Origin of the sequence: Vibrio sp. OPT46 (assembly GCF_015163535.1) — a bacterium.
Lineage (GTDB): Bacteria > Pseudomonadota > Gammaproteobacteria > Enterobacterales > Vibrionaceae > Vibrio > Vibrio alginolyticus.
Genome location: NZ_JADDYG010000165.1, coordinates 46,701 through 69,895 on the forward strand (window position 1 = coordinate 46,701; position 23,195 = coordinate 69,895).

Annotated in this window: 23 protein-coding genes; 15 read left to right on the forward strand and 8 right to left on the reverse strand. The window is 42.3% G+C overall.

The window, feature by feature from the left end:
* A partial coding sequence (locus tag IQR33_RS07930; RefSeq protein ID WP_193843612.1) for an SHOCT domain-containing protein occupies positions 1–354 on the forward strand: 354 nt, incomplete at its 5' end.
* Between the two features lie 147 nt (positions 355–501).
* Here the strand turns inward: IQR33_RS07930 and IQR33_RS07935 are convergent.
* Positions 502–987 carry a hypothetical protein gene (locus tag IQR33_RS07935; protein WP_017633497.1) on the reverse strand — a complete coding sequence of 162 codons (486 nt, stop codon included), beginning with the start codon at positions 985–987 and terminating at the stop codon, positions 502–504.
* A 269-nt stretch (positions 988–1,256) separates the two neighbouring features.
* Here IQR33_RS07935 and IQR33_RS07945 point away from each other — a divergent pair, with 269 nt between their 5' ends.
* The 9 genes from IQR33_RS07945 (at position 1,257) to IQR33_RS08015 (ending at position 8,327) form a co-directional block, all read left to right on the forward strand.
* Positions 1,257–1,814, forward strand: coding sequence for a nucleotidyltransferase domain-containing protein (locus IQR33_RS07945; RefSeq protein WP_017634132.1), 558 nt, complete (start codon positions 1,257–1,259; stop codon positions 1,812–1,814).
* 647 nt (positions 1,815–2,461) lie between these two features.
* Positions 2,462–2,944 (forward strand): hypothetical protein, encoded by a 483-nt coding sequence (locus tag IQR33_RS07950; protein ID WP_017634133.1) that lies wholly within the window; start codon positions 2,462–2,464, stop codon positions 2,942–2,944.
* A gap of 207 nt (positions 2,945–3,151) precedes the next feature.
* Complete coding sequence (locus IQR33_RS07955; RefSeq protein ID WP_005462147.1) at positions 3,152–4,054, forward strand: DUF2569 domain-containing protein; 903 nt, start codon at positions 3,152–3,154, stop codon at positions 4,052–4,054.
* 152 nt (positions 4,055–4,206) lie between these two features.
* On the forward strand, positions 4,207–4,911 hold the full coding sequence (locus IQR33_RS07965; protein WP_054577330.1) for a DUF5677 domain-containing protein: 705 nt from the start codon (positions 4,207–4,209) through the stop codon (positions 4,909–4,911).
* A 133-nt stretch (positions 4,912–5,044) separates the two neighbouring features.
* Entirely contained in the window at positions 5,045–5,413 is a 369-nt protein-coding gene (locus tag IQR33_RS07975) for a hypothetical protein (protein ID WP_053304440.1), read from the forward strand.
* Between the two features lie 161 nt (positions 5,414–5,574).
* Positions 5,575–6,246 (forward strand): hypothetical protein, encoded by a 672-nt coding sequence (locus IQR33_RS07985; protein WP_017634336.1) that lies wholly within the window; start codon positions 5,575–5,577, stop codon positions 6,244–6,246.
* A gap of 160 nt (positions 6,247–6,406) precedes the next feature.
* Positions 6,407–6,679, forward strand: a complete 273-nt coding sequence (locus IQR33_RS07995) for a nicotinamide mononucleotide transporter (RefSeq protein ID WP_193837325.1) — start codon at positions 6,407–6,409, stop codon at positions 6,677–6,679.
* Between the two features lie 163 nt (positions 6,680–6,842).
* Positions 6,843–7,325, forward strand: coding sequence for a MazG-related protein (locus IQR33_RS08005; protein WP_172563603.1), 483 nt, complete (start codon positions 6,843–6,845; stop codon positions 7,323–7,325).
* 132 nt (positions 7,326–7,457) lie between these two features.
* Entirely contained in the window at positions 7,458–8,327 is an 870-nt protein-coding gene (locus IQR33_RS08015; protein ID WP_017634334.1) for a PhzF family phenazine biosynthesis protein, read from the forward strand.
* A gap of 185 nt (positions 8,328–8,512) precedes the next feature.
* Here IQR33_RS08015 and IQR33_RS08020 read toward each other — a convergent pair whose 3' ends face one another.
* The 4 genes from IQR33_RS08020 to IQR33_RS08035 all read right to left on the reverse strand — a co-directional run bounded on the left by IQR33_RS08020 (position 8,513) and on the right by IQR33_RS08035 (position 11,783).
* The gene (locus tag IQR33_RS08020; protein ID WP_021707818.1) at positions 8,513–8,878 is read right to left on the reverse strand and encodes a hypothetical protein; all 366 of its coding nucleotides are present in this window, start codon (positions 8,876–8,878) and stop codon (positions 8,513–8,515) included.
* A gap of 512 nt (positions 8,879–9,390) precedes the next feature.
* Entirely contained in the window at positions 9,391–9,672 is a 282-nt protein-coding gene (locus IQR33_RS08025; RefSeq protein WP_193837326.1) for a hypothetical protein, read from the reverse strand.
* Positions 9,617–11,059 carry a tetratricopeptide repeat protein gene (locus IQR33_RS08030; protein WP_193837327.1) on the reverse strand — a complete coding sequence of 481 codons (1,443 nt, stop codon included), beginning with the start codon at positions 11,057–11,059 and terminating at the stop codon, positions 9,617–9,619. Before IQR33_RS08030 ends, IQR33_RS08025 begins: the two co-directional genes overlap by 56 nt.
* 37 nt (positions 11,060–11,096) lie before the next feature.
* A complete protein-coding gene (locus IQR33_RS08035) occupies positions 11,097–11,783 on the reverse strand; it encodes a Crp/Fnr family transcriptional regulator (protein ID WP_054730694.1) in 687 nt (228 codons plus the stop codon).
* 212 nt (positions 11,784–11,995) lie between these two features.
* Between IQR33_RS08035 and IQR33_RS08040 the strand changes: the two genes are divergently transcribed.
* Both IQR33_RS08040 and IQR33_RS08045 read left to right on the forward strand, forming a co-directional pair.
* Positions 11,996–12,802: a class I SAM-dependent methyltransferase gene (locus IQR33_RS08040; protein ID WP_054730697.1), complete on the forward strand. Its 807-nt coding sequence runs from the start codon at positions 11,996–11,998 to the stop codon at positions 12,800–12,802.
* Positions 12,803–12,805: 3 nt separating this feature from the next.
* The gene (locus IQR33_RS08045; RefSeq protein WP_009698239.1) at positions 12,806–13,129 is read left to right on the forward strand and encodes a cupin domain-containing protein; all 324 of its coding nucleotides are present in this window, start codon (positions 12,806–12,808) and stop codon (positions 13,127–13,129) included.
* Between the two features lie 80 nt (positions 13,130–13,209).
* On the opposite strand, the gene IQR33_RS32565 is transcribed toward IQR33_RS08045, so the two are convergent.
* The 3 genes from IQR33_RS32565 to IQR33_RS08055 form a co-directional block, all read right to left on the reverse strand.
* A complete protein-coding gene (locus IQR33_RS32565; protein WP_228009977.1) occupies positions 13,210–13,476 on the reverse strand; it encodes a hypothetical protein in 267 nt (88 codons plus the stop codon).
* A 99-nt stretch (positions 13,477–13,575) separates the two neighbouring features.
* Positions 13,576–13,914 carry a hypothetical protein gene (locus IQR33_RS32570; protein ID WP_228009978.1) on the reverse strand — a complete coding sequence of 113 codons (339 nt, stop codon included), beginning with the start codon at positions 13,912–13,914 and terminating at the stop codon, positions 13,576–13,578.
* A 258-nt stretch (positions 13,915–14,172) separates the two neighbouring features.
* Positions 14,173–16,266, reverse strand: a complete 2,094-nt coding sequence (locus IQR33_RS08055) for a TonB-dependent receptor (RefSeq protein WP_017634328.1) — start codon at positions 16,264–16,266, stop codon at positions 14,173–14,175.
* Between the two features lie 186 nt (positions 16,267–16,452).
* On the opposite strand from IQR33_RS08055, the gene fes reads away from it, so the two are divergent.
* From fes to IQR33_RS32575, 3 genes are all read left to right on the forward strand, one after another.
* Complete coding sequence (fes, locus tag IQR33_RS08060) at positions 16,453–17,772, forward strand: enterochelin esterase (RefSeq protein ID WP_054730699.1); 1,320 nt, start codon at positions 16,453–16,455, stop codon at positions 17,770–17,772.
* Between the two features lie 23 nt (positions 17,773–17,795).
* Positions 17,796–17,990: an MbtH family protein gene (locus IQR33_RS08065; RefSeq protein ID WP_017634326.1), complete on the forward strand. Its 195-nt coding sequence runs from the start codon at positions 17,796–17,798 to the stop codon at positions 17,988–17,990.
* Positions 17,991–18,043: 53 nt separating this feature from the next.
* A partial coding sequence (locus tag IQR33_RS32575) for a non-ribosomal peptide synthetase (RefSeq protein ID WP_228013792.1) occupies positions 18,044–23,195 on the forward strand: 5,152 nt, incomplete at its 3' end.

Below are 23,195 nucleotides of genomic sequence, written 5' to 3' on the forward strand. Positions count from 1 at the left end.
GATAATCTTGCTAAAGTAAAAAAAGCGCAACAAAATTTTATTGAGCTATATTGTGCGAATGAAATAGCGGTAAAGAATAACCCAATACTAGAGCGTGCTTTTAAAGACTTGTCGAATACCAATATTTCTAGCACATCTAAGATTACTGTTGAGGATATTGATAAGAACATCAATATGCTATTAATGGAAGTTGCAAGGGCTGAAGTGCCTAAGTCAGATCCATTGGAAACAAAGACTGAAGAGGCAAGTGACCACTTCGAACAGTTAGAGAAGTTAAAAAAACTACTAGATATCAATGCTATCACTAATGAAGAGTTTGAAGTTAAAAAGGCAGAGATACTGAGTCGCCTATAAATAGTACAAGCATAACAAAGCATTTAAGAGTGATTCGCGACGCTTGGCATTTTCGCTTTGCTCAAGTATAGCCAAGCGTCGCTCACACCTTAATGCGGCGTTATGTGGAAAGCCTAGCCAATCGGATGTGGCTAGGCTGCAAGCTATTTATTTGAAAATCTCGTTAGCCATTTTCAGTAGCACGTGGCTGATGAAAATAAACATCACCGTATAGATGTTGAGGTCTGGGGTTGCCTCTAAAAAAGGCACATTGGTCGAAATAATTCGGCTAAAGACCAGTAGTCCTGTAAATAGAGAAAATGAGCCTAGAATCTTGTTGATACACATGGTAGCAATTCGAGTTTGTTGATGCTGAAACCTATCGTACAAAACGTTTAGTACGAACATCAGGACTGCAAGAGCCATCAGAGCATAAACTTTCGTTGTTTCAAACGGTTTTAGCAGATAGTCAGTCCAATCAGGGACGGAAGAGCTTAGAGTCATATCGTTACTAATAATATAGTAAGAGCATAAATCTGCCAGTGTTACAAAGACTGCGATAAATACCATTTGGCTAATACATAGTCGAGAATGCGAAGGTAGTTTAGTTTTGAAAACGGTGTTGGTTAGAATGCTTTTTAGTAAACTTGTCATTATTACTTCTTGGGTTTTTTGTTAATTAAGAAACACGAACCAAAAGGTTAAAATGGATCGTGACTTCACTTGAAGCTAACTCTAGATGAGGGCTTTGCTCAAAAAATCAAGTGCTTACTGTGATTTTTCACATAACAAACTGTTTAAGAGTGATTCGCAACGCGTGGCATTTTCACTATGCGTTGGTTTTAGTGATTAAGGTGGGGTGCGGAAGCTTCGGCATTGCGTTGCTCACACCTTAACAGGGCGTTATACAAACGGAGGTAACTGTGAGTTTAGAAGAACTTAATCTTGAAAATCTTCCCCTTCAAAATGAACTGGTTAAATCTGCTTGTTCTGCGTTTATTTGCGAAGACAATGTGGTTGCCGCTGTGCTATTAGGCTCATTGGCTTCAGGTAAGGGTGACCGAGTATCTGACGCTGACATTTTGATTCTTACTCAAAATGAATTCCATAAATCCACACAAGAGTGTTTCTCAGCTTTTGAGCGTGGCAAAGAAATTTTCTATCGTAATCAAGGCTTCCATAACGAGAATGCTTACTTTACAAAGTACATCTTTACGGATTTAACCAGCACAGAGATTCATTGCCTAGATCTAAGCGAACCTTTTGATATATCAAGACCTTTCAAAGTGCTATTTGATAAATCGGGTGCTGTGGAGTCTCGATTAACCGATGCTCCAGCACCAAAGCATGAAGACTTTCCTGCATATACAAATGGTGACCAAGGCTTAATCTGGGAGCTTTTAGAGTGTATAAAGTGGTTAAGCCGAGGTAAAAATGAACTAGCCAAATCTTACCTTAAGAAGTTGGCGGCTAAGCTGTAAAAGTTTGTATAACAAAGCGTTTAAGACGGATTCACAACGCTTGGCAGTTTTGGTCTAATTCAGCTTAAGTGTTTACGGTGCAATGGTTTAGGTGAGGTGGTCGCGTTGTTCACCCCTTAACGCGGCGTTAGTTGCCAACGAGGAAAACGCAGCTAAAGCAGAATGTTTAGAGTTAAAATTAGTGTGTTTTTGGTGGCGTTTCGTACTTTAATTTTGAATCGTTCGGGTTTGTGAAAATCGTTCTCAGGTTTCTTTTGTGGTTGGATTTTCTGTTTCAGAAACCGATTTGTTTGTTGAAAGTCAGCTTTCAATATTGTCTTCTCAAAAGATTTTTTTGGTGTTGTTAGTCCGTTTTCTACGGCGTTATCTGTTCCAAGTGGTTTCATTGGCAGGCGCTTTGAAACTACGCCTGATTTGAGTTTTTCAAAGCACGTAAAAACAGTGTAGGCAAAGCGGTAATCAACTCCAAACCTAAGCCTTGGGTTTGGCAACTAACAAAGCATTCAAGAGGGATTCACAACGCTTGGCAATTTTGGTTTGAATCGGCTTTAGTGTTTACGGCACAATGGTTTAGGTTAGGTGGTGGCGTTGTTCACCCCTTAATGCGGCGTTATGGCGCAGGGAAAAAATTCAGCTAAGGGCACTAGATGAGTGATAAAGTTAAAGTAGCCTTGCAGTGGCTCAAAGAAATCTTGGATGCAGAGGGTGTGGAGTATCAAATAGTCGGTGGCTTAGCGGCAACTATTCATGGTGGAAGTCGGGAAATAGCAGATATAGATCTTTATATTCGAAACTCAGACGCAGACAAGGTGTTAGCGCACGTAGCTAAATACATATCCAAGCCGTTAACTCATTATGCCGAATACGGTTGGGATCTAGAGTATTTTCAGTTGGTTTACCAAAATCAAAAAATTGAAATCGGTTTATCTGAATATACGAAGATACAATCACATCAGGATGGATCTTGGCACCAGCTTGAAATTTACTTTTCAGAATCAGTTATTAAAAATTATCAAGGTATCGATCTGCCAGTGATCCCAGTACATCGTTTAGTCGAATACAAGCGTATATTGGGCAGGGAAGTAGACCAAATTGACATACAAGAGCTAACGTTGAGTGCAGCGCCATAACAAAGCGTTTAAGACGGATTCACAACGCTTGGCATTTTCAGTTTGAATCAGCTTCAGTGTTTACGGCACAATGGTTTAGGTTAGGTGGTCGCGTTGTTCACCACTTAACGCGGCGTTAGGTATCTACTCGTCTTTTGATAAATATCATGGTGATATGAACTAAGTTGAACTAATGTCGCGAAAATTTCTTTTCAGGTCATTTAATTTATGAGTACATCGGATTATAAAGGGATATCGGGCTGGCTGGTTTTAGTCGCCTTTGGGTTGGTGGTGTCGCCATTCAGGTTTTACTTCACAACCTTATCAATGTATCCAGGTTTATTTGAAAATGGAACGTGGTACTTACTTACAAGTCCAAATTCTGCTGAATATGTAAGAGGGTTTGGAACCTTGCTTTATTCGGAAATAGTATTCAATCTATTTCTTTTTGTAAGCCTTATTTATCTGAACTTCCTCTTTTTTTCAAAGAAGTCAGATTTTCCTAAAGTATATATAGCTATTTCATTAATAGGACTGTTATTTATTCCTATCAATGCTTACTTTGCTAACCTTCTATTCCCTCAAACACCTCTTTTTGATGGTGAAACTATTAGAAACTTTTTTGTTTCATTGTTATCTGCTTTGATTTGGATTCCTTATATGATCAAATCTAAACGTGTTAAAAACACGTTTATTGAAAATCATAGTCTTCGCAAGACAGTTTTATCAATGATTACATTGTCATGTGTTGTTGCAGTTGGTTATTCTTTTTATCTAAAGCAGGTTAGTTATATACCAGAAACTGTAACTATTGAAGATAGGCTAAATCAACTAACAAACGACATGAATCGAGAATTACCTATTATGCTCGATTCTGAAACTAAACTAGACGCGGTCTATACAGAGTCGAATAACTTACAGTATCGTTATTCTCTTGTAAATTACAGCGTTAGTGACATAGATGCCAATGCTCTGAATAAAAATATGCGCCCTAGTTTATTGCAAACTGCGTGCTCGAACAGTGCCACTTTAACTTTTATGCAAGAAGGTGTCATTGTCTCATATACCTATTATGACAAGTTGGGTAAACTCATAACCTCAATCCAAATTAATAGCTCGGACTGTGTTTAAAGATACCTAACAAACTGTTTAAGAGTGATTCGCAACGCGTGGCATTTTCACTATGCGTTGCGTTTAGTGTTTAAGGTGGTATGCGGACGCGTCGGTATTGCGTTGCTCACACCTTAACAGGGCGTTAGGCTTCAAATCAAGAGGAGGTGAAAATGTCTAAAAAATTGAAAGATCATGTTGTCGATGGAAGCAATATAGAGCTCAAGAAAAATATCGACAAAATAGTTAAAAAATCAAAGTTTATAATTAGGTGGATTGATAAGAATGTAGAAAGAACGGAAAAGTCAGTTCTGTTAGTTAATATTCTTAATTCAGTGTGTGATTACCTAGAAGTTACAAAGGTATCGATAAATCAACATATTTCCATATTAGCCACCTCAACTCGAAGTATTTATGAATTGAATGTTAGGTTAAGAACTCTCTCAGATGAAAATGAACAAAAAAAATGGGCGTCAGAAGCACTAACAGATAAAGTTCAAACCCTTGAGGGAATCCTTTCGTTAGGGAATGGAAATGAAAGAACTCAAGAGAGAGCAATTTTGGAGTATGAAATTACACGGTTAAAAAACTTAGCACAAAAATATAACTTACCAGTTATTAAACAACCTGCAAGTACGGGCAATTTAGCAAAAACTGTAGAAATGGAATCAGAGCACAAAGGATTGTTTAAGCTATATTCTAAATTGGTTCATCCAAGCTCTTACTTAGTTAATGATTATGGCAATGCTGCATCAGTTGAAAATCAAAAAGTACTTCAAATACATGCTCAATTGTACGCACATGATACGCTATCCCGAATTTGTGAAGAGTTATCCATTCCTTATGAGATAAGCAGACCATACGGCGTCGAAGCCTAACAAACTGTTTAAGAGTGATTCGCAACGCGTGGCATTCTTACTATGCGTTGGATATAGTGTTTAAGGTGGTCTGCGGCGGCATCGGTATTGCATTGCTCACACCTTAACAGGGCGTTATGTAAATGGAGAAAAAATGACACTTCAGGATTTGGAAAGTATATCTGTTATTGCTGCTTCTTGGTTTGGTATTTGTGCCACCGTCGTAAGCATCTTTAAAAAGAGTAAACCAGAAACTGGCTTGAATGAATCGACAAGTAGTTCTTCAGGTAAATCTGACCGGATTTCGCTACTAAAAAGACTTTGGAAATACATTCTCGCAATATTCCTGTTTTGCTTCGCAATCATCCGAAATGTTACTGGCGAGTCAAGTGTGGACAAACTGGATGTTTTGTTAATTTCAGGGTGTGTAGGCGTAATAATCTTACTTCTAGTAAGGATGATGTATATCTATACATTATGGTCTGTCAGTAAGTACTTCGAAAAGGATTCGGCAGCCTATTAGAATTTACATAACAAGTTGTTCAAGAGGGATTCACAACGCGTGGCATTTTCACTGTGCGTTGGTTTTAGTGTTTAAGGCGGTATGCAGCAGCTTCGGTATTGCGTTGTTCACCCCTTAACAAGGCGTTAGAACTTACTACTCAAAAAATCATAGAGTTAGAAATGAAAGAGTTACTTTTATTATCAGTTTTGCTATTTGGAGCAAACGTTTTAGCACAAGAAAAAAGCGACTTTGATAGCTCCTATCAGGAAATCGTTCCTAATGGTCATACCATAATTGAGGCTATTCATGGTGACCTAAATGGAGATAGTCGAGACGATATTGTTTTGATGATACAAGGTACAGATCAAAACAAAATTGTCACTGATGAGCTCCGTGGTCAGTTAGATCTCAACCGAAGAGGAATTATTGTTGCTTTAAGAAATAACAACAAGTACGACGTTGTTGTTGAAAACGACAATTGCTTCTTTTCTGATGATGAAGATGGAGGTGTATATATGGTTCCATATATCGAAATAAGTATAAAAAAAGGAAACTTATATATTCATTTTGCACATGGTCGATATGGGTATTGGAGGTACAACTTCCGTTACCAAGATTCGGATCTTGAGTTAATCGGTTATGATGAAAGCGCTAATCGAGGTCCGAGAGTAGAGGAAGTTACTAGCATTAACTATCTGACAAAAAAGATGCTCACTAAAGAAAATGTTAATGAGCTTGACGATTATGACCCCATATTTAAAGAGGAGTGGTCAACCTTTGTCCTTGAACACAGGTTTAAGTTAAGTCAAATCAGCGACTTTACTGAATTTGGTGATGGTGTCAGAAATTAATAGACTCGCACCGAGACGTAATTCTAACAAACTGTTTAAGAGTGATTCGCAACGCGTGGCACTTTTACTATGCGTTGCGTTTAGTGTTTAAGGTGGTATACGGAAGCATCGGTATTGTGTTGCTCACCCCTTAACAGGGCGTTATGTGCTTGGAGGAAAAATGGAATATTTTCAGTACTATGGAATCGACTGGGTTGCAATGGTACTTACGTTTCTTGCAATTTGGCAAATTGGAAATAAGAACAAAATCGGTTTCATTTTAATGATGTGCGGTAACACTAGTTGGTTAGCAGTTGGTTATCTTACTGGCAGTGTGGCAATGATAATTGCAAATATCATCTTTTTCTCAATGAACCTTAGAGCAATCATCAAATGGTCGACGCCAGAGAAAGAGCCTAAAGTTAGTGTTGCTGAGCAGTCATCTACAAGCTAGAAGTTCGCACATAACAAACTGTTCAAGAGGGATTCGCAACGCGTGGCATTTTCACTATGCGTTGATTTTAGTGATTAAGGTGGTTTGCGGCGGCCTTTGTATTGCGTTGCTCACCCCTTAACAGGGCGTTATGGCGCAGGGCAAATTCAGCTAAGGGAACTAGATGAGTGATAAAGTTAAAGTAGCTTTACAGTGGCTCAAAGAGATCTTGGATGCAGAGGTTGTAGAGTATCAAATAGTAGGTGGATTAGCGGCAACTATTCATGGTGGAAGTCGGGAAATCGCAGATATAGATCTTTATATTCGAAACTCAGACGCAGACAAAGTGCTATCGCATGTAGCAAAATACATATCCAAACCGTTAACTCATTATGCCGAATATGGTTGGGATCTAGAGTATTTCCAATTGGTTTACCAAAATCAAAAAATTGAAATCGGTTTGTCTGAACATACTAAGATACAATCACGTCAAGATGGCTCTTGGCACCAGCTTGAAATCTACTTTTCAGAATCAGTTATTAAAGATTATCAAGGTATCGAGTTGCCAGTTATCCCAGTTCATCGTTTAGTCGAGTGCAAGCGGATATTGGGCAGGGAAGTAGACCAAATTGACATACAAGAGCTAACGTTGAGTGTAGCGCCATAACAAACAATTTAAGAGTGATTCAGCACGCGTGGCATTTTTGGTATGCGGTGGTTTCTGTGTTGAAGTACCATGCAGCAGCATAGGTATTGCGTGCTTCACACCTTAATTGGGCGTTATACGGAGATATGAATATTGAAGAACGTTGAAGCTTTTTTGGTTAATTCCTTTACTTCGAATGGAACTGGTGGGAATCCTGCTGGTGTAGTGCTTCACGCTGATCACTTGTCGAACGAAGAAAAATTACAAATAGCACAAATTGTAGGTTATTCGGAAACTGCGTTTGTATCTCGCGATGACGAAGCCGACTTTGAGCTGTCTTTTTTCACCACAACAGGTGAAGTTGATTTCTGTGGACACGCCACCTTGGCGGCATTTTCGACAATGTATCAAGACGGGAGCATAACTGAAGGTAAATACCTACAAAGGACTAAAGCAGGTTTGCTGGTGGTAACTATAGAGGCTAATGGTCATATAGTTATGGACCTGAAGTTACCAGAATTCCGTGGCGAGTTTAGTTATGAAGTTATATCAGCGTTAATTGGACTAGATTCGACACTACTTGAGTCAAGTCGGTTACCGATTGAAGTTATTTCAACAGGCCTCGCTGACATTATTGTTCCAGTGCCTTTTGGGTATCTTGATCAAATCCAACTGAATGAAAAATTAACCAGTGAGTTCTGTGAAAGGCATGGTGTCATTGGTATACATGCTTTTGAGCTGTGTGAGAACACAAGTGAAGTGACTGCTAGTTGTCGTAATTTCGCTCCATTGGTTGGGATCCCAGAGGAGTCAGCGACAGGAAGTGCGAGCGGTGCATTAGCTTGTTACTTAGCCAAACACCTTCCTAGTACACATTCCAAGAATTTTACTTTTGAGCAAGGTCGGGCAATGGCCTGTGTTTCAAGAATTACAGCGTCTGTGGAGTCGAACGACCAGGGAATCATTAAGGTTAAGGTTGGTGGTGTTGCTCATAAAATCGGTAGGCAGGAAATCTCCTTATAACAAAGCATTTAAGAGGGATTCTTGTTTTTTGTTCAAGCTTTTGTTTTATATGAATAAAATAAATTTTGCCCTAGGTTGGGGTGACATTTGGGGTTACACCGGAAAATAACTTTTAAATGTGATTTGTATCACGTTATTTTTGTGGGTGATTCTTGTTGAATGGTCTTGTTCCATGCTCAGCCACTTTAGGTGGGCAGTGGTATTTTGCTGACCGAAACTTGCTTCATCTGGGAACCTACATTTACCACTTCAAGTTCCATGTGTTCTGGGATCTTGATGACTTCAATTTCGATTTTTTTTAAAGTCGTCTTGGGGGCTCTGGGATTGATTGGGATGTTTGTTTGGGGCGTGAAGTTATCTAGGAAAAACCATGTGATTGAGCAATTAGTAGATTGGATCCGGATAATAGTGCTTACCAAACCTTCCTTAACAATATAAGCATGAATATCGCGATCAGTTAATCGCCCACCGGATGAATCCATCGCTCGGGTCATAATATACGGGCGTAACTGCTTACGCTCCCCCAGCGCTAAGAGAAGCTGGTTGATCATTCATGTAATCCTTCAGCCCCCTCAGCTAGGAGTATTTGTACCTATTTGTTCAATCTGCTTCAGCTGATTTCGAGGAGCCTAGTGATTTGGATTCGAGACTGCGCGTCTTTGAAATGTGCTAATGCGAGCAAGCGCATAAACCTGCAAATCACCCGCAGCCCCACAATACATAATCTGCTGAGTTCCTAGTGATGCAATTCTTAGACAACCAAATCCTGTTTGAACTCTACCACAGCAAGTTAGAGCAGGAGAAAGAAGAGTAATGATATTTGAAGAACTAAGGTATAAAAGCGATAAACAAACCGAGCAAGACGCAGTTCAATCAGTACGCAATGGGAACTGAACTGGTGGTTAGTGTTGTTTTAGATCCACAAAACCTAGGCTAACACTTGAGAAAAGTGATCAAAATACAGCTGATTCGTCGAACGCATTTTCGACCGCGTCTATGGTTGGAGTAAAGGAGCCGGATGAAGTCACTAAAGACTGGTTTGTTTCCCCCCGACTTCATGACCTTACACCATAGTAGCGAATTGGGAATTTTGACAAATGACAAACCAAGATAGAATTGAGTAGTTTTCCACTATTTGCAGTATTTTTTCTAGAGAGCAGGCTGTTTCACGATCCTTATAAGCCTGCTCCGACTTCCCTAGATGGTCAGCTGCGATAGCACGAACATCAAAGTATACGGCTTTAGTCGGATCGAGTGCAATCGCCTTATTCAAATCAGCAAGAGAGGCATTATAGCGTTCTATAAGCCCTAAACCATATCCACGGGAAGCAAATAAGTTTGCCATTGTGATCTTGTCTTCGCTTCCGTCTTCTTTGATTGCTCCCAGATCGATCAGGTATCCACAAGCGCTGATTGATCTGATACCCGAGTGTATCCCAATAGGAAGGAGCGGACTCTGGGTTAGCTCTCTGAACCCGTTTGATGAGATCGGAAAGTAGTGCTTTAACTTGCCTGCAATTCGCTTGCCCCTTACAGAACAGTCCTGGTGGAATAAGTCCTCGTCGCGTTTCCTCTCCTGAAGCCTGATAGCTAAAAATGCCATCGTCAATACAATCGCGCCATCCTATTTTCTCTTTATCCTTAGTGTAGCCAAACTGAAGAATGGCTCCTTCACCTACAGAAATTGTTGAAGTCGGTTCAATAATATCAAGTGAGAATGGGTCTGCTTTTAAAAGATCGACCATTAGGTTTGAAACATTCCATTGTCGCAGGTCTTTCGGACATCCTTTAATAAGGCGCTCTCCTTTCGTAACAGGATGGAGATCACTTTGAGGGCCATCGCTGACGCAAGTCACGTTAACGATCTGAAGATGACCTGATAGGGCGGGACGCAATGTCGCAGGGCTGGCTTTATATTCTATACGGTTCTTACCATACATGATCCACTTGCCACCACGTACAAGTTCTTTGATTTGGTGCAACAATGCTCGCTCTCCTTTTGCCTCCAGACGCGGTTTGAGGCGGTTGGAGGCAGAGATTCCCGATTGGTCGGCTAACGTAGGAATTCTGACCAGTTTTGACCTGAATTGTTTGAAGTCCTCTAGAAATTTTTCTTTAAATTCGATGAGACTGATATTTGCCTCATCCAGTTTTCCAGAATCTGCAAGCACGAGAATGAGAGCCTTGCGTGCTTCAACATTACTTGGTGCTATCGCAATCAATCTCCGGTAGTCCGTGATCGCTTCAGGAAATTGTCCAGCTTTTGTCAGAACTTGTGCACGATAAAGGAGATGACGATTATAGCTGTCACTTCCGGTATCTGACATTGAAAGAGCAGTTGTGTAGTCGGTTATTGATGAAGTTAAATTGCCTATACTGGCGTAACTGCTGGCGCGGTTGGCATAAAGCGCAGCCGATGGGATGACTCGGATAGCTTGGGTGTAATCTGAAATAGCGTCGTCATGTTTCCCTGCAAATGTGAATGCCATGCCTCGGTCAAAATGGGCACTAGCGCGTTCGTAATCGTTACGAGCGAGTATTAGGAATTTGCTTCGAACTTTTGCTGATTCATCGAACTTACTATTTGCGGAATAAGCTTGGGCGATGGTATCGAGTAAAACAACATTATTGGGCTGTTGGATTAGATCATAATTCGCGGCTTTGATGATGAGATCAGGGCAGTAAAACATCGCACCGGGATCTTCGGTGAGCTTATTGAGTTGTGGCAGCAATCTGAAGCCTCCTCTCACTGATTCAGTTTTGTTGACATCAGCGCTTCGAGCGTCGGAATATTTCTGGTGTCAGTTCAACGGCTTCGCACATGGCGGGAATATCTAGCAGCGTGATATGACTTTCGCACTCAGTAATAAAACCATCGTTTTTCAGTTTTTTGAACGTTCTAGAAAGCGTCTCTGGCGTCATTCCTAGCTGTGTTGCAAGCAGCTTTTTCGTCACGGGTAACGTGATTTTCCCTTCGCTTCTCGATTGAGCGCGATAGAAGTCAGCCAGCTTCATCACCAGTCTTTGGTTCGCGTTTACTTGCGTCAAAATGTTCACGGTATCCATCAGCTGGTGGATGCGATTGGTCATGTAGTTCATGACTTTTAATGAAGTCTGTGGAGACTGAGTAAACACCGTCAACACATCTTGGTAGTGGAACACAGACAACTCCGTATCCTGATCGACACGGGCACTCATCGGATAGGTTCTTGGGGACATAAACATCGCCATTTCCGCAATCATTTCTCCCGCCATGAACACCCGAAACAGCTTTTCGTCGCCGTTTGGCATCAAACGAAACAGCGAGACTTTTCCTCTCTCGACCAAATACATATTTTCCGCAGGTTCCCCACGTTCAAACAGTTGATGTCCTGCATCGCAATGCAAAGGCGAGCGTTTTGAAAAGAGTTGCGTTTTTTCTTCTTCGTTAAGTAGCGAAACAATAGAACCGGGCACGCTGTTTTCCTTAGCTTGATAATTATCAAGCAGCAAATTCGGACTTGGGGGATAAGATACAAATAATAATCATTATTGATTAATGTGCCAACTTATCCAACCTGAGAAAGGAGAACAGTTATGGACGGTATTAGTCACGTATTTCGATGGGTTGCCTTGTGCGGTCTGGTCGTTCTTTTTGTTCCCGTCGCCATCTTTGCTTAGGAGTCATTATGTCTAAACGATTAGCCATGCCCAATGAAGGGCGAGAAGTGACAAAAACACCGGGACACTGGGTACTCGCTCAACTGGGTAAGAAAGTGCTGCGTCCTGGTGGCAAAGAACTAACACAAAAAATGCTACAAGGGTTGGCGATTACGCGTGATGACCTCGTTGTCGAATTCGCGCCCGGTATGGGTTACACGGCACGTTTGTGCTTGGAAAAATCCCCTGCAAGCTACACCGCTATCGAACAAAATGAGCAGGCAGCGGAGATTGTTCGCTCTTACTTACAGGGTGCAAACCAACGTAGTCATGTCGGGAATGCACAAGAGACAGGGTTAGAGCCAGAATGCGCTTCTGTGGTTTATGGCGAAGCTATGCTGACGATGCAATCCGATGCGCGTAAAAACGAAATTATTGCTGAGGCTGCTCGAATCCTCGCAACTCATGGTCGTTACGGTATCCATGAACTGTGCATTACGCCAGATACTATCGATGAAGATAAAAAGCGCGCAATTCAAAGAGAAGTTTCCGAGACCATTCAACACCCCGCCAAACCCATCACACCCGCAGAGTGGAAAGCACTGATGGAAGAGAATGGTTTTGTCGTTGAATTTGAGGCTGTTGCTCCAATGCATTTACTCGAACCAAAACGTGTTATCGCTGATGAAGGCTTGAGTGGGTTCTTAAAAATCGTGAAAAACGTACTGACTAAACCGCAAGCAAGAAAGCGTGTGTTCGGCATGCGTAAGATTTTCCGCAAACACGAAAAGAACCTATCTGCGATAACGCTTGTCGCAAGAAAGAAGGAAAGCTAAATCATGTTTGAATACACTTTATATGAAGATCTCGCCAGCGAAGTGGATATCCCCAAAGCGGGTATCACGAGTTGCCCTGTGTACAAAAGTGAGCGTTTGCGAGGTGTTATCTTCGGGTTCGCCGAAGGTGAAGAAATGAGTGAACATACTGCAGCAGTACCAGCGATTGCACAAATACTCGAAGGAGAATGTACGTTCACATTAGAAGAAGAGGCGAAGGAACTAAAAGCTGGCGCTTGGCTACTAATGGACGCGCATTTGCCTCACAGCATTATCGCGAAAACGCCATTGAAGCTGATGCTGTACCTGTTGCGCGAGCCTAAGTAACACGCAGTATTGAAATACAAACCAATGTAAATTCAGCCCCAATCAAGTGTTGGGGCTTTTGCGTTTATTGCTGTCGGTACTTATCTGACGAAGTTCTGCAATCCTGCCACGCTGGCAAAGTTATAGAGAATAAAGCCCGATGCCACCATGGTGACTGCTAACACGAGGTTAAGCGTATTGCTCAAGTTGGCATTGGGTTTGGCGCTGTGATTTTTCATTTGGCGTTGAATCGCTAAAGCGTTGAACACCAATATCGAGTTGGTCATTGCCGTTCCTAAAGCCATCACGAATGTCGCGACCATGCCCCACATTAAGCTGCCTAGCATGTTAGAGAGAAACAGAACCAACACCGCACCAGTACAAGGGCGGAAGCCGATGAGTAGCAGTGCTTTCCATGAAATATTGTCATTAGAACCTGCGGAATCATCATCTTCTTGAGATCGTGTTTACTTGATGCGGCGCTTGACCACCGACGCAAACTCTTTCAGCGCCAATAAAACAATAAACACCGCACAACCTTGCGTCAGCAGACGAACATTATCGGAAAGGCTGAAAGCAAACTGCTCTGCAATCTTGGCAGTAATCACGAAAAGAATGCACGCGCTCGCGGCTTGTAGGGCGGCAATAATCGCCATTAACACAAGTGCTTGTCGGCGACGGTAGCCATGAATCAAGCTCATTGACGTCACTGCCGTTTTACCGTGTCCAGGGGCAACCGAATGCAGTAAACCATACAGAAAGCTGAAGCCCAACAAGTACAACAGTTGCCCTTGGCTGATGAGCATCAGGTATTCACTGATATACCGTAGTTAATCATTTTAGCTTTGTGAAGAAAAAAATGGATTCCTTTGGAATCCATTGAGTTGACTAATTGCGATTCTTTATTTTGTCTTTGGTAGGGAGTAATACTATTCTCTATACATGCCGTACACACAAGTCACGATGTACTTAATAAACGTTACGAAAAAGCAGATTTATCTGCCTTAATAGACAATACATCCTTAAGTTACTATATAACAATAACATCGGAGCACTTTGTGTTGTTAGAATTGGTAATCAGCCACAAGACCGAATGTACGAGGTCCGCCCATTTCGATAAGATCATTCTTATGGCGAAGAACGTAATCTTCATCTGTTGCATTCTTAATGTAGGCCCGAATGGTGAGATCATTCATGGCATAACCTGCATTGAGATTCAATATGGTGTAGTCGCCTGCTGACGTACTTCGGGTGTTGGCGAGATCTGTAAAGTAATCCGTTACGTGATTAACACGAGCACCAAAGAAAATGCCCGAATCTAGCTGTTGGGTGAAGCCAAGACCAGCCGACACTTCAGGTGCATAGCTGAACTCATTCCCATTTAAGTTTTCAACAGTACCGCTTGGTCCTTCGGTGATTTCTGTTTTTAACAAGCCTACAAATGCGAATACGTCCAGACCTGAGTCAAACCAGTAATTGGTTTCAACTTCAGTACCGTATGTTTTTCCTTTAGGGATGTTTGCTATGTAATTGTCGAAACGATTTCCACTGTCACCATACACGACCGTTTGATAGTTTTCATAGTCGTTGTAGAAGACATTTGCAGTCAAACCAAGTCTATTTTCAAGGAAAGTTGAACGGGAACTTAGCTCATAAGTCCAGACTTCTTCCTGCTCAAACACAAAGACCTGTTGTTGGTACTCGTTGTATCCAAGTCCGCCAGCGTTGTATCCTTTACGAGCAGTAAGTCCAAGCATTGAATTGTCTGATACATTTAAAGTTACACCGACTTTTGGTAGCAAAATACCGTTACTTTCATCAGCATTGAAATCGAGTGGGAACCTTGCGTGGTCAAAATCACGCTTCAGCTCATCTTTTTCGTAACGAGCGCCAAGTAGCAAGCCCCAACGGTTATTGAGCTGGACTTTTGAATCGAAGTAAATTGAGTTGGTCAGAACTTTATCTTTACGCTTCATCGAGTCTGTTTGCGTATCCTGATCTTTGTAAAAACTGCTTACCCCGACAATGGCATTGTATTTGTCATCTAACGAGTTATAAGATAGCTTCGCTTCTGCGGTGTAGTTTTTTTCATCAACATCACCCCACCAGTCCGTACGAGGATAAGCTTTGAATTTCGTATTATAGTCTCGGCGCGCAAGCAATACATCAAGGGTTAATTCATCATTGATTAAGTAATTTATGTCAAAATTTGCATTCCAGCTTTCGGTTGTTTGACGTCGAGTACCGTTTTCATCAATGTATTCAAACTTACCTTTTTCAGAAACCAGATTTGTATATTGACCTTCTTCATTACGGCTAGCCAATGTTAGTTTTAGCGTAAGCTTATCGTTAGACATCGGTTTGAATAACAGCTTACCTCTCACATTATAGGATTCAACTTCAGAAGGGTCCCATGGATATTGGTCATTATCGGGCAGCGAGTAATCAATTGGTGTATTACCCTTTGTGCCCTCGGCGGCTAATCGAAATGCGAGCTTTTCAGACACGATTGGGGCAGAAACAACACCAGCTAAGTGATATTTGTCATCTTCGTTTTCGTAGCCACCACGAACTTTACTTTCAAAGTGGAACGTTGGATCTTTGGTTTTGATGACCACCGCGCCGCCAATACTATTTCGGCCTTGGTTGGTTGATTGAGGGCCTTTATAAATCTCTACTTGTTCTGTATCCCACAATCCGGCTTTACCAAAGGCTTCACCAGTCCATGACTCTGACACGCCATCAACGGTTGTATTCACCCTTGGTGTCGCTCCTGTCATGAAGGAAAGGAAGCCTTCACCAGGCCCACGACCATCGACACCTCGAATATGTGGAATACCAGAAGGGGCATTCAGTACATTCGGGACGCGATCGAGTAGATCGTAGTATGTTTGATCTTCGCCATTGTCTGCTTCATCAGTAAAAACGGTGACTGAGCTTGTGTTCTCAGCAAGTGTACCACCGAGTTTTTCACCAAGTACCACAATGGTTTCTAGGGTTGTTAGGGTTTCTTGGCCTTTCTTAGTATTGCTGTTGTCCACTTGCTCTGCTGAAAGAGTGGTGCTGGCTCCAAGGCAAATTACACCAATGAGCATGGCAAGTTTAGTCTTGCCAGTATTAGTGATGGTGATGCCACTGTTTAAATCCATGGGCTTCATGACCTGAGTATTCCTTAATAAAAAAAGAAGAAAACATTTGATGTTGTAACAACATTTATGTAAAAAAGTGTTGCGGCAGTAATACTAATGATAATTATTATTATTTACAACAATGATGATATAAGTTTGTGCTATCTCATTACTAGAAGATATGCATGAAGTATCAACGTACAAGTTGGATTTGTGATGGATATAAAGGCTTTTCGAATAATAGAAAATAAGAATATCAATAGTGTTTTAAGTGGTTTGCTTGAAGATAATGAAGAAGTAGGAGCCCCATGTTGGTGGAACGAGGTGCAGACAAAAGGAACACCTTTTATCCTTTCCCAAGATAATACAAGCGTTGAGCTGCTATTTCTTTGGCGAAACACGGATGACAGTGTTAAGGAAATATACATTGATATCAATGGTATTACTGATCATCACAGCTTTGATATGGCAAGGCTTACTCATGTCAAAGGAACGGATGTTTGGTTTTATAAGGCAAGGGTAAACAGTACGTGGCGTGGGAGCTACACGTTTATTCCAGTGACACATGAACGCGTCCAACCAGCGTACCACGGAACATACCAAGAGAAACGCACCAAGCATCGGGAGTGGTTGAGAACCATTTTTCCTCTTAGTGTTCGCGATGATTTAAGTAAAAACAATTTGTCAGCCTGCGAATGGGGACGTTCGAAAACGCCGCTATCTATGCCAAAGGCAGTATCGCAAAGTGCTTGGTCAAGGTTCGATACAAAAAATGGCAATGTTCAGGCAGGAGCGGGCATGCAGCTGGCTTGGACTAGCCAGTGTTTAGGTAATGAGCGCTATGTTTGGTTGTATTCGACAGCCAGCGCTGACCAAATGGCTGAACTGCCATTGGTTTTAGTCTTAGATGGTCAATTTTGGTCTCAATCCATGCCTCTGTTCAGTGCGCTGACCGATGCGACGAGCAGCGGTCAGCTTCCACCTGCCTTGTATGTCTTCATTGATGAAATCAATGGAGCGCTGCGTAGTGAAGAATTCAGTTGCAACCCTTTGTTTTGGCAGGCTATCACTCAAGAACTGCTGCCGTTGGTTGGTCATTATTTCCCAATTACTAATGAGGCTAATCGTACGGCTGTTGTTGGGCAAAGCCTTGGTGGTTTGAGTGCGATGTATGCCGGATTGAACCATCCGGACCGTTTTGGTGCGGTTGTTTGTCAGTCGGGTTCATTCTGGTGGCCTGATTTTTCGTTAGTGAAGCCACCTAGTGAATATTCTCCTCTTCAAACAAGCGAACCTTTAACTCAAATGAGTCAATTGGTTCATTCTGGCCTTGGTTCTAACGTAAAGCTAAGTGTTTTTATGGAAGTTGGGTTAGGGGAAGACATCATGGTGGACTTGAGCCAAGACCTATACCAGCGACTTAAGCAACAAAACCATCGGTTATCGTTTCGCACCTTTGATGGTGGACATGAACGCCTGTGTTGGCGCGGAGGCATCATTGATGGGTTGTCATATGTTTTTAATTTTGAATCCTGATTTTTCTATGATTGGAGTTAACTATGTCTGAGAAATACATTAATCCTTTTGACGAACCTGAAAACCAGTTCTTTGTGCTGATTAATCACAACAATCAATATAGTTTATGGCCTGAGTTCAAAGGGATCCCTCCTGGCTGGAAAAGCACATTTGGTCCGTCACTAAAGCAAGACTGTATTGATTATATCGAAGCGAATTGGCACGACATTCGTGTGTAAAAAACAAACAAATAGCCACGACGATAATAATTAAATTTCTAAGGAATAAACCAATGCGCACTCAACAAGTGCAAGATAATTTATGGCCTCTATTGGGCACACAACAAGGAATTTGGTTCGCTCAGCAAGTGATGCCAAACCCTGAAGAATTCAACGTCGCACATTATGTAGAAATTGAAGGTCAAGTTGATACGTCGGTTTTTAGGCAGGCAGTGGCCAAAGGGCTTAACACTGCAGATTCATTACATTGTCGTTATGTAGAAGTCGAAGGCGTAATCAAACAGCAATTTCTAGCCGGAACGGCTTTAGAAGATGTTCTGGAGGTTTTCGATTTTTCCCATTTAGAGCAGCCAAAAAATGCTGCATTGGAATGGATGGAAAAAGATCTGCAAACAGCCATTGATATTCAAGGCAATGTAAGACGCTACCGTCACTGTCTAATTCAAATTGGCTCCAAGCAAGCACCAAAGTGGCTTTGGTACCAGCGTTATCACCATATTGATGTTGATGGATTCAGTTTTAACGCAATTAGCCAAAATATCACCCGTCACTACAATCACATGACACTCGGAACGTCCGAGCCTGAAGGTTTTACACCAATGGCCAAGGTAGTCGCGGAACATGGTCAATTTATCGAATCAGAGCAATACGACAAAGCACGATATTTTTGGAAGGAGGCCGGAAGGTCGTTGCCCGCTCCGCCTTCTTTAACCACAGGTGGAACCGATAAGGCACGTTTTGGTGTTGTTAAGCATCACATTAGTCTTCGTGGTGGCGATTGGCTACATGCGCAAGGCAATAATGTACTGCCTTCAGAGCTCGCAATGGCTCTTGTGTTTGCGTATTTACATTTACACAGTGGCAATGACGAAGTCTGTGTCGGCTTCCCGTTTATGCGCCGAATGGGCAGTTCGGCAATGAGTGCCTCTGGTGCGGTTGTGAATGTACTACCTTTGGCATTTTCTGTTGATAAAACTATGAGTATTACTGATGTCGCTCGGGTGATGAATAAAGCCATCAGACAAGCTCGTCGTTACCAAATGTATGATGCAGAGCAAATCTCGCGTGATTTAGGCAAAGTAGGGCAACCCTTGTACGGACCAATGCTCAACTTCAAGCCATTTGAAGATGAACTGCATGTTGGTAGCAATAAATCGAAAACGAATATCTTATCTGCAGGTCCGATCGATGATATTGAATTTTCTCCTGCATTAAGTAACAGCAAGCTCGAGATTGAGATCACAGCCAATGCGCAAAAGTATAATACCCAATCATTAACGATTCATGCTAATCGATTTGCCAACATGGTAGAGCAAATCGCGCAAACCCCATCCATTACACTCGCTGAAATTGCACTTGCTCCTCAAAGTGAACAGCAAAGTATTGATGATTGGTCTGTTGGCAATCGATGGCAAGATCCGTATCAAGATAAGTCTGTTCTTGATGTTTTGGAACGCAATGCTGCACAAACACCAGATGAAACTGCGCTCGTTTATAAGCAACAAAAATGGAGCTTTCAGTCACTGCGTGAAGCCATTGAGCAGCGCGCTGCTCAGTTGCGTACTTTGGGTATAAAACAAAAGCATGTTGTAGGCGTGGCATTGCCTCGAAGTCCAGAAACCGTGGTTACTATGCTGGCTATCATGCGCTGTGGTGGGGCTTACTTGCCAATAGATCTTGATTATCCCCAAGAGCGTATAGAGACTATCCTTGAACAGGCTCAACCTCAAACAGTTATTGTTGAAGATAGAGAAAACCTGTCATGGGGGGAATTAGCAAACTGCACAACACTTGCTGAATTAACCGCTCAACAGATTTCAACCCCAGAACAGATTGATATCTCCAAGCATGATGTCGCCTATATCGTATTTACCTCAGGCTCAACAGGTAAGCCGAAAGGGGTTATGAACACACATGGCGCGTTACTTAATTTACTTCATTCTCATCAAAACTCTATCTTTGGGAAGGCGATATCAAGCCTAGCGACAAATCGTTCAACTGAGCCGGAAAAGATTACGGTCAGGGCCTCACATACGACTTCATTTTCATTTGATGCTTCTTGGGAACAAGTTATTTGGATGCTATGCGGGCACACGCTTTATCTTTACGATGATGATCAGCGCAAAGATGCCTATGAATTAGTTAAATGTGTAGAAAACGACCGCATCGATGCAATGGACTTACCCCCATCGCTGTTTAATCAGATGCTTGATAGTGGGCTTATGGAGCAGGTTTATACTCCGACTCTGGTTCTCATCGGCAGTGAAGCGATACCAGAAAAACTGTGGGAGCGGGTGGGGAATTACCCTCAATTGTTGGTAGAGAACTTCTATGGCCCAACAGAATTTACCGTAGATGCCGTGAGTGCTCCTCTAAATGCAGATACCACCCCTGTGATTGGCCGTCCGATACTCAACGCTAAAGCCTATGTTTTGAACAATGCATTGCAAGAAGTGCCTGTCGGCGTAGCCGGTGAGTTATACCTTGCAGGTGCAGGGCTGGCGAAAGGCTATTTGAATCAACCGGGAATGACAGCAGATCGATTTGTTGCCAATCCATTTGAGCACGGTCAGATAATGTACCGTACGGGTGACTTAGTAAAATGGCGCGAGAATGGGCAGTTAGACTTTATTGGTCGAACGGATGATCAAGTCAAAATTCGTGGTTTCCGTATCGAACTTGGGGACGTAGAAAGCGCAATCAACAATATCCCAGATGTGGATTCATCCGTGGTGATTGCAGAACGTTTTAGAGATTCACACCGTTTAATTGCGTATTGCACATTAGTCAGTCATGCGAAGGGGCATACCTCTGAGCAGCAATTACTCGATGAAATGAGTCAGGCATTACCAGAATACATGGTTCCGGCAGGTTTGATGATCCTTGACGCGTTTGCGTTAAACGTCAACGGGAAAATCGACAGAAAGTCATTACCAAACATTGATCTTACCAATCGCGAAGAAGTGATAGCTCCGGTTACAGCAGAAGAAGTTGCTCTATGTAGTGCCATTGCAGAATTGCTTGGTGTTGCTGATGTTGGCATTTCAGATGATTTCTTTAACCTCGGTGGGGATAGTATCTCCGCAATGGGGCTTGGCACCATTTTGCGTAAAGTTGGCTTCGAACTCCGCCCCAAAGAAATCTTTGCCGCCCGTAGAGTCGGTGATATGGCAAAAGTGATGAAGCTACTTAACCAGCAAGAGCATGTGGCGCAAGAAGGGCAAATAAAGCCGTTGCCAATGTGGCGATGGTTTGAAGATACCTTCTCGGAGGACACCAACTATGTTCAAAGTGTCTTTGTCGAAATCGAAGCTGATGTTACGTTGAGTGCGCTACAACGAGCGCTGGTGAAACTGGTATCGATGAATTCGGTGTGTCGCTTAATAAAGAAAGAATCGCAATATTATATCGAATCGATAGATCAACTTGATGTCGCATCGTGGGTGGAGCATCTAACAGTAGGCGAGCTAAAACATGCCGATATTGATGCCATATTTGATCAGTATGGTAAGACAATGAGCTTGGCTAATGGTCAGTTATTACGGTTAGTGATGTTAAGTGATAGTAAAGGGCAATGTGGCCTGATGATCTTAGCCCATCACTTGTTGATTGATGGTGTCTCTTGGCGTGTGTTATTGCCTCAGCTTAAATCACTAACTCGCGCGGAAGTTTCCGGTCATGACATCGTCATTCCAAATGAAGTCACGGGTATCAATACCTGGTCTCATGCGCTGCACAATTATTTGGATGTTGCTGCTCAGCAAATGGCGGATTGGCGAGTACGAGAAAGTCGTCCTGTCATGCCGTTCAAACCTGCGCAAGAGGATTGCCGGGTTAAGCATTGCCGAAATAAACTGGCAGCCGCTACCACAGAGCGTGTGCTTGAGTTCGGTCAACTGTCAGAGTCGATTGATATTGAAGAAATCTTACTTTCATCCGTAAGTGCAGCCATTGCTAATGTGTTTGGCAACGAGGCGATTAAATTCAATCTTGAATCTCATGGGCGAGAAGAGTTTGACTCGTCCATCAACCTAAGCCAAACCATAGGTTGGTTTACCACAGAGTATCCTTTGGTTGTGGAGTTGCCGGAATCAGGGACAACGGTTGACTTGCTGCGTGAGGTAAAGCAAGCCAAACGGAGTATCAAGGATAAAGGGTTGGGGTATATGGCCTTGCTCCATCTTGATAATCCTCATCGTAACGAGTTAAAAGAACTAGCAAGTCGTTATAAGTCGTCGGTACTCTTTAACTATTTGGGCCGATTTGAGCAATCGTCAGAGAAATGGTCGCCACAAAGTCGAGCTAGAAAATTTGCTGATACCTTTGCTGTTCTGTTAGACAGTGAACAAGCACTGCAGCACGATCTCGAACTGAATATTTTTGTCGATGAAAATGCAGCCGCGCCCGTATTTGCATTGAACTGGTCATGGAACGAATTCCAGTTTAGCCAAAATGAAATCGATGTTATTAGTGATAAAATTGAAGAGAATCTGAATTCCATAGTTGATTGGCTTTCTTCGAGAACAATGTTGGCTGAAGAGCTAAAAGTGCCAGCTGAATTGACGGTTGTCGGTATTTCATTGCCACAAGCTTCAAGTCTTGAAAAGCGATATGGTGAGCTTGCAGATGTGCTTCCGGCCTTGCCTTTACAAGAAGGATTGTTATTCCAGTCACAACTGGGTGATGAGAACAGTAATTACAATTCAACAACGCGCTTAACCTTTAACGGTGAAATCAATATTGGACATGTTAAGCGTGCTCTTAATGTGGTGATAAGCCGTCATCCTCAATTAATGGCTAAGTTTGATAGTGATATACTGGGTAAAACCGTTCAGCTTATTCCTAAGGAGCTTGGTGAGTGGCCAATCGAGAGTCATAGCATTACTTCGATGGAAGAAAGCGAGCAGCAAGCGTATCTGACTTGTTATGAGAAAAGTGAGCTGACGCGTCAGTTTGATCTCAGCAACCCTGAACAATCACTATTAAATGCGAGTGTGATTTATCATGGTGATAACCAAAGTACTTTGTACATCTCAGCTCATCACTTGGTGGTTGATGGTTGGTCGACGCCGATTTTGTTGAGAGATTTCCTAACGGCATATGCAAGTAGTGCTGATGTTTTAACGCCGATTAGTGCAAGTTATGCCAGTGTTGTTGAGCAGCTTACGGGAAGAGATAAAAAAGCCGCTCAGCAACGATGGGTGG

Excerpts from the sequence above, each read along its gene's own strand:
- IQR33_RS08025 (WP_193837326.1), bottom strand. The coding sequence starts at position 9,672 with ATGGCAAACTTATTTGCTTCCCGTGGATATGGTTTAGGGCTTATAGAA.
- IQR33_RS08005 (WP_172563603.1), top strand. The coding sequence starts at position 6,843 with ATGAGTGATAAAGTTAAAGTAGCTTTACAGTGGCTCAAAGAGATCTTG.
- fes (WP_054730699.1), top strand. The coding sequence starts at position 16,453 with ATGGATATAAAGGCTTTTCGAATAATAGAAAATAAGAATATCAATAGT.
- IQR33_RS07935 (WP_017633497.1), bottom strand. The coding sequence starts at position 987 with ATGACAAGTTTACTAAAAAGCATTCTAACCAACACCGTTTTCAAAACT.
- IQR33_RS08020 (WP_021707818.1), bottom strand. The coding sequence starts at position 8,878 with ATGATCAACCAGCTTCTCTTAGCGCTGGGGGAGCGTAAGCAGTTACGC.
- IQR33_RS08045 (WP_009698239.1), top strand. The coding sequence starts at position 12,806 with ATGTTTGAATACACTTTATATGAAGATCTCGCCAGCGAAGTGGATATC.
- IQR33_RS08055 (WP_017634328.1), bottom strand. The coding sequence starts at position 16,266 with ATGAAGCCCATGGATTTAAACAGTGGCATCACCATCACTAATACTGGC.
- IQR33_RS07975 (WP_053304440.1), top strand. The coding sequence starts at position 5,045 with ATGACACTTCAGGATTTGGAAAGTATATCTGTTATTGCTGCTTCTTGG.
- IQR33_RS07965 (WP_054577330.1), top strand. The coding sequence starts at position 4,207 with ATGTCTAAAAAATTGAAAGATCATGTTGTCGATGGAAGCAATATAGAG.
- IQR33_RS07950 (WP_017634133.1), top strand. The coding sequence starts at position 2,462 with ATGAGTGATAAAGTTAAAGTAGCCTTGCAGTGGCTCAAAGAAATCTTG.
- IQR33_RS32570 (WP_228009978.1), bottom strand. The coding sequence starts at position 13,914 with ATGCTCATCAGCCAAGGGCAACTGTTGTACTTGTTGGGCTTCAGCTTT.
- IQR33_RS07985 (WP_017634336.1), top strand. The coding sequence starts at position 5,575 with ATGAAAGAGTTACTTTTATTATCAGTTTTGCTATTTGGAGCAAACGTT.
- IQR33_RS08040 (WP_054730697.1), top strand. The coding sequence starts at position 11,996 with ATGTCTAAACGATTAGCCATGCCCAATGAAGGGCGAGAAGTGACAAAA.
- IQR33_RS07955 (WP_005462147.1), top strand. The coding sequence starts at position 3,152 with ATGAGTACATCGGATTATAAAGGGATATCGGGCTGGCTGGTTTTAGTC.
- IQR33_RS07995 (WP_193837325.1), top strand. The coding sequence starts at position 6,407 with ATGGAATATTTTCAGTACTATGGAATCGACTGGGTTGCAATGGTACTT.
- IQR33_RS08065 (WP_017634326.1), top strand. The coding sequence starts at position 17,796 with ATGTCTGAGAAATACATTAATCCTTTTGACGAACCTGAAAACCAGTTC.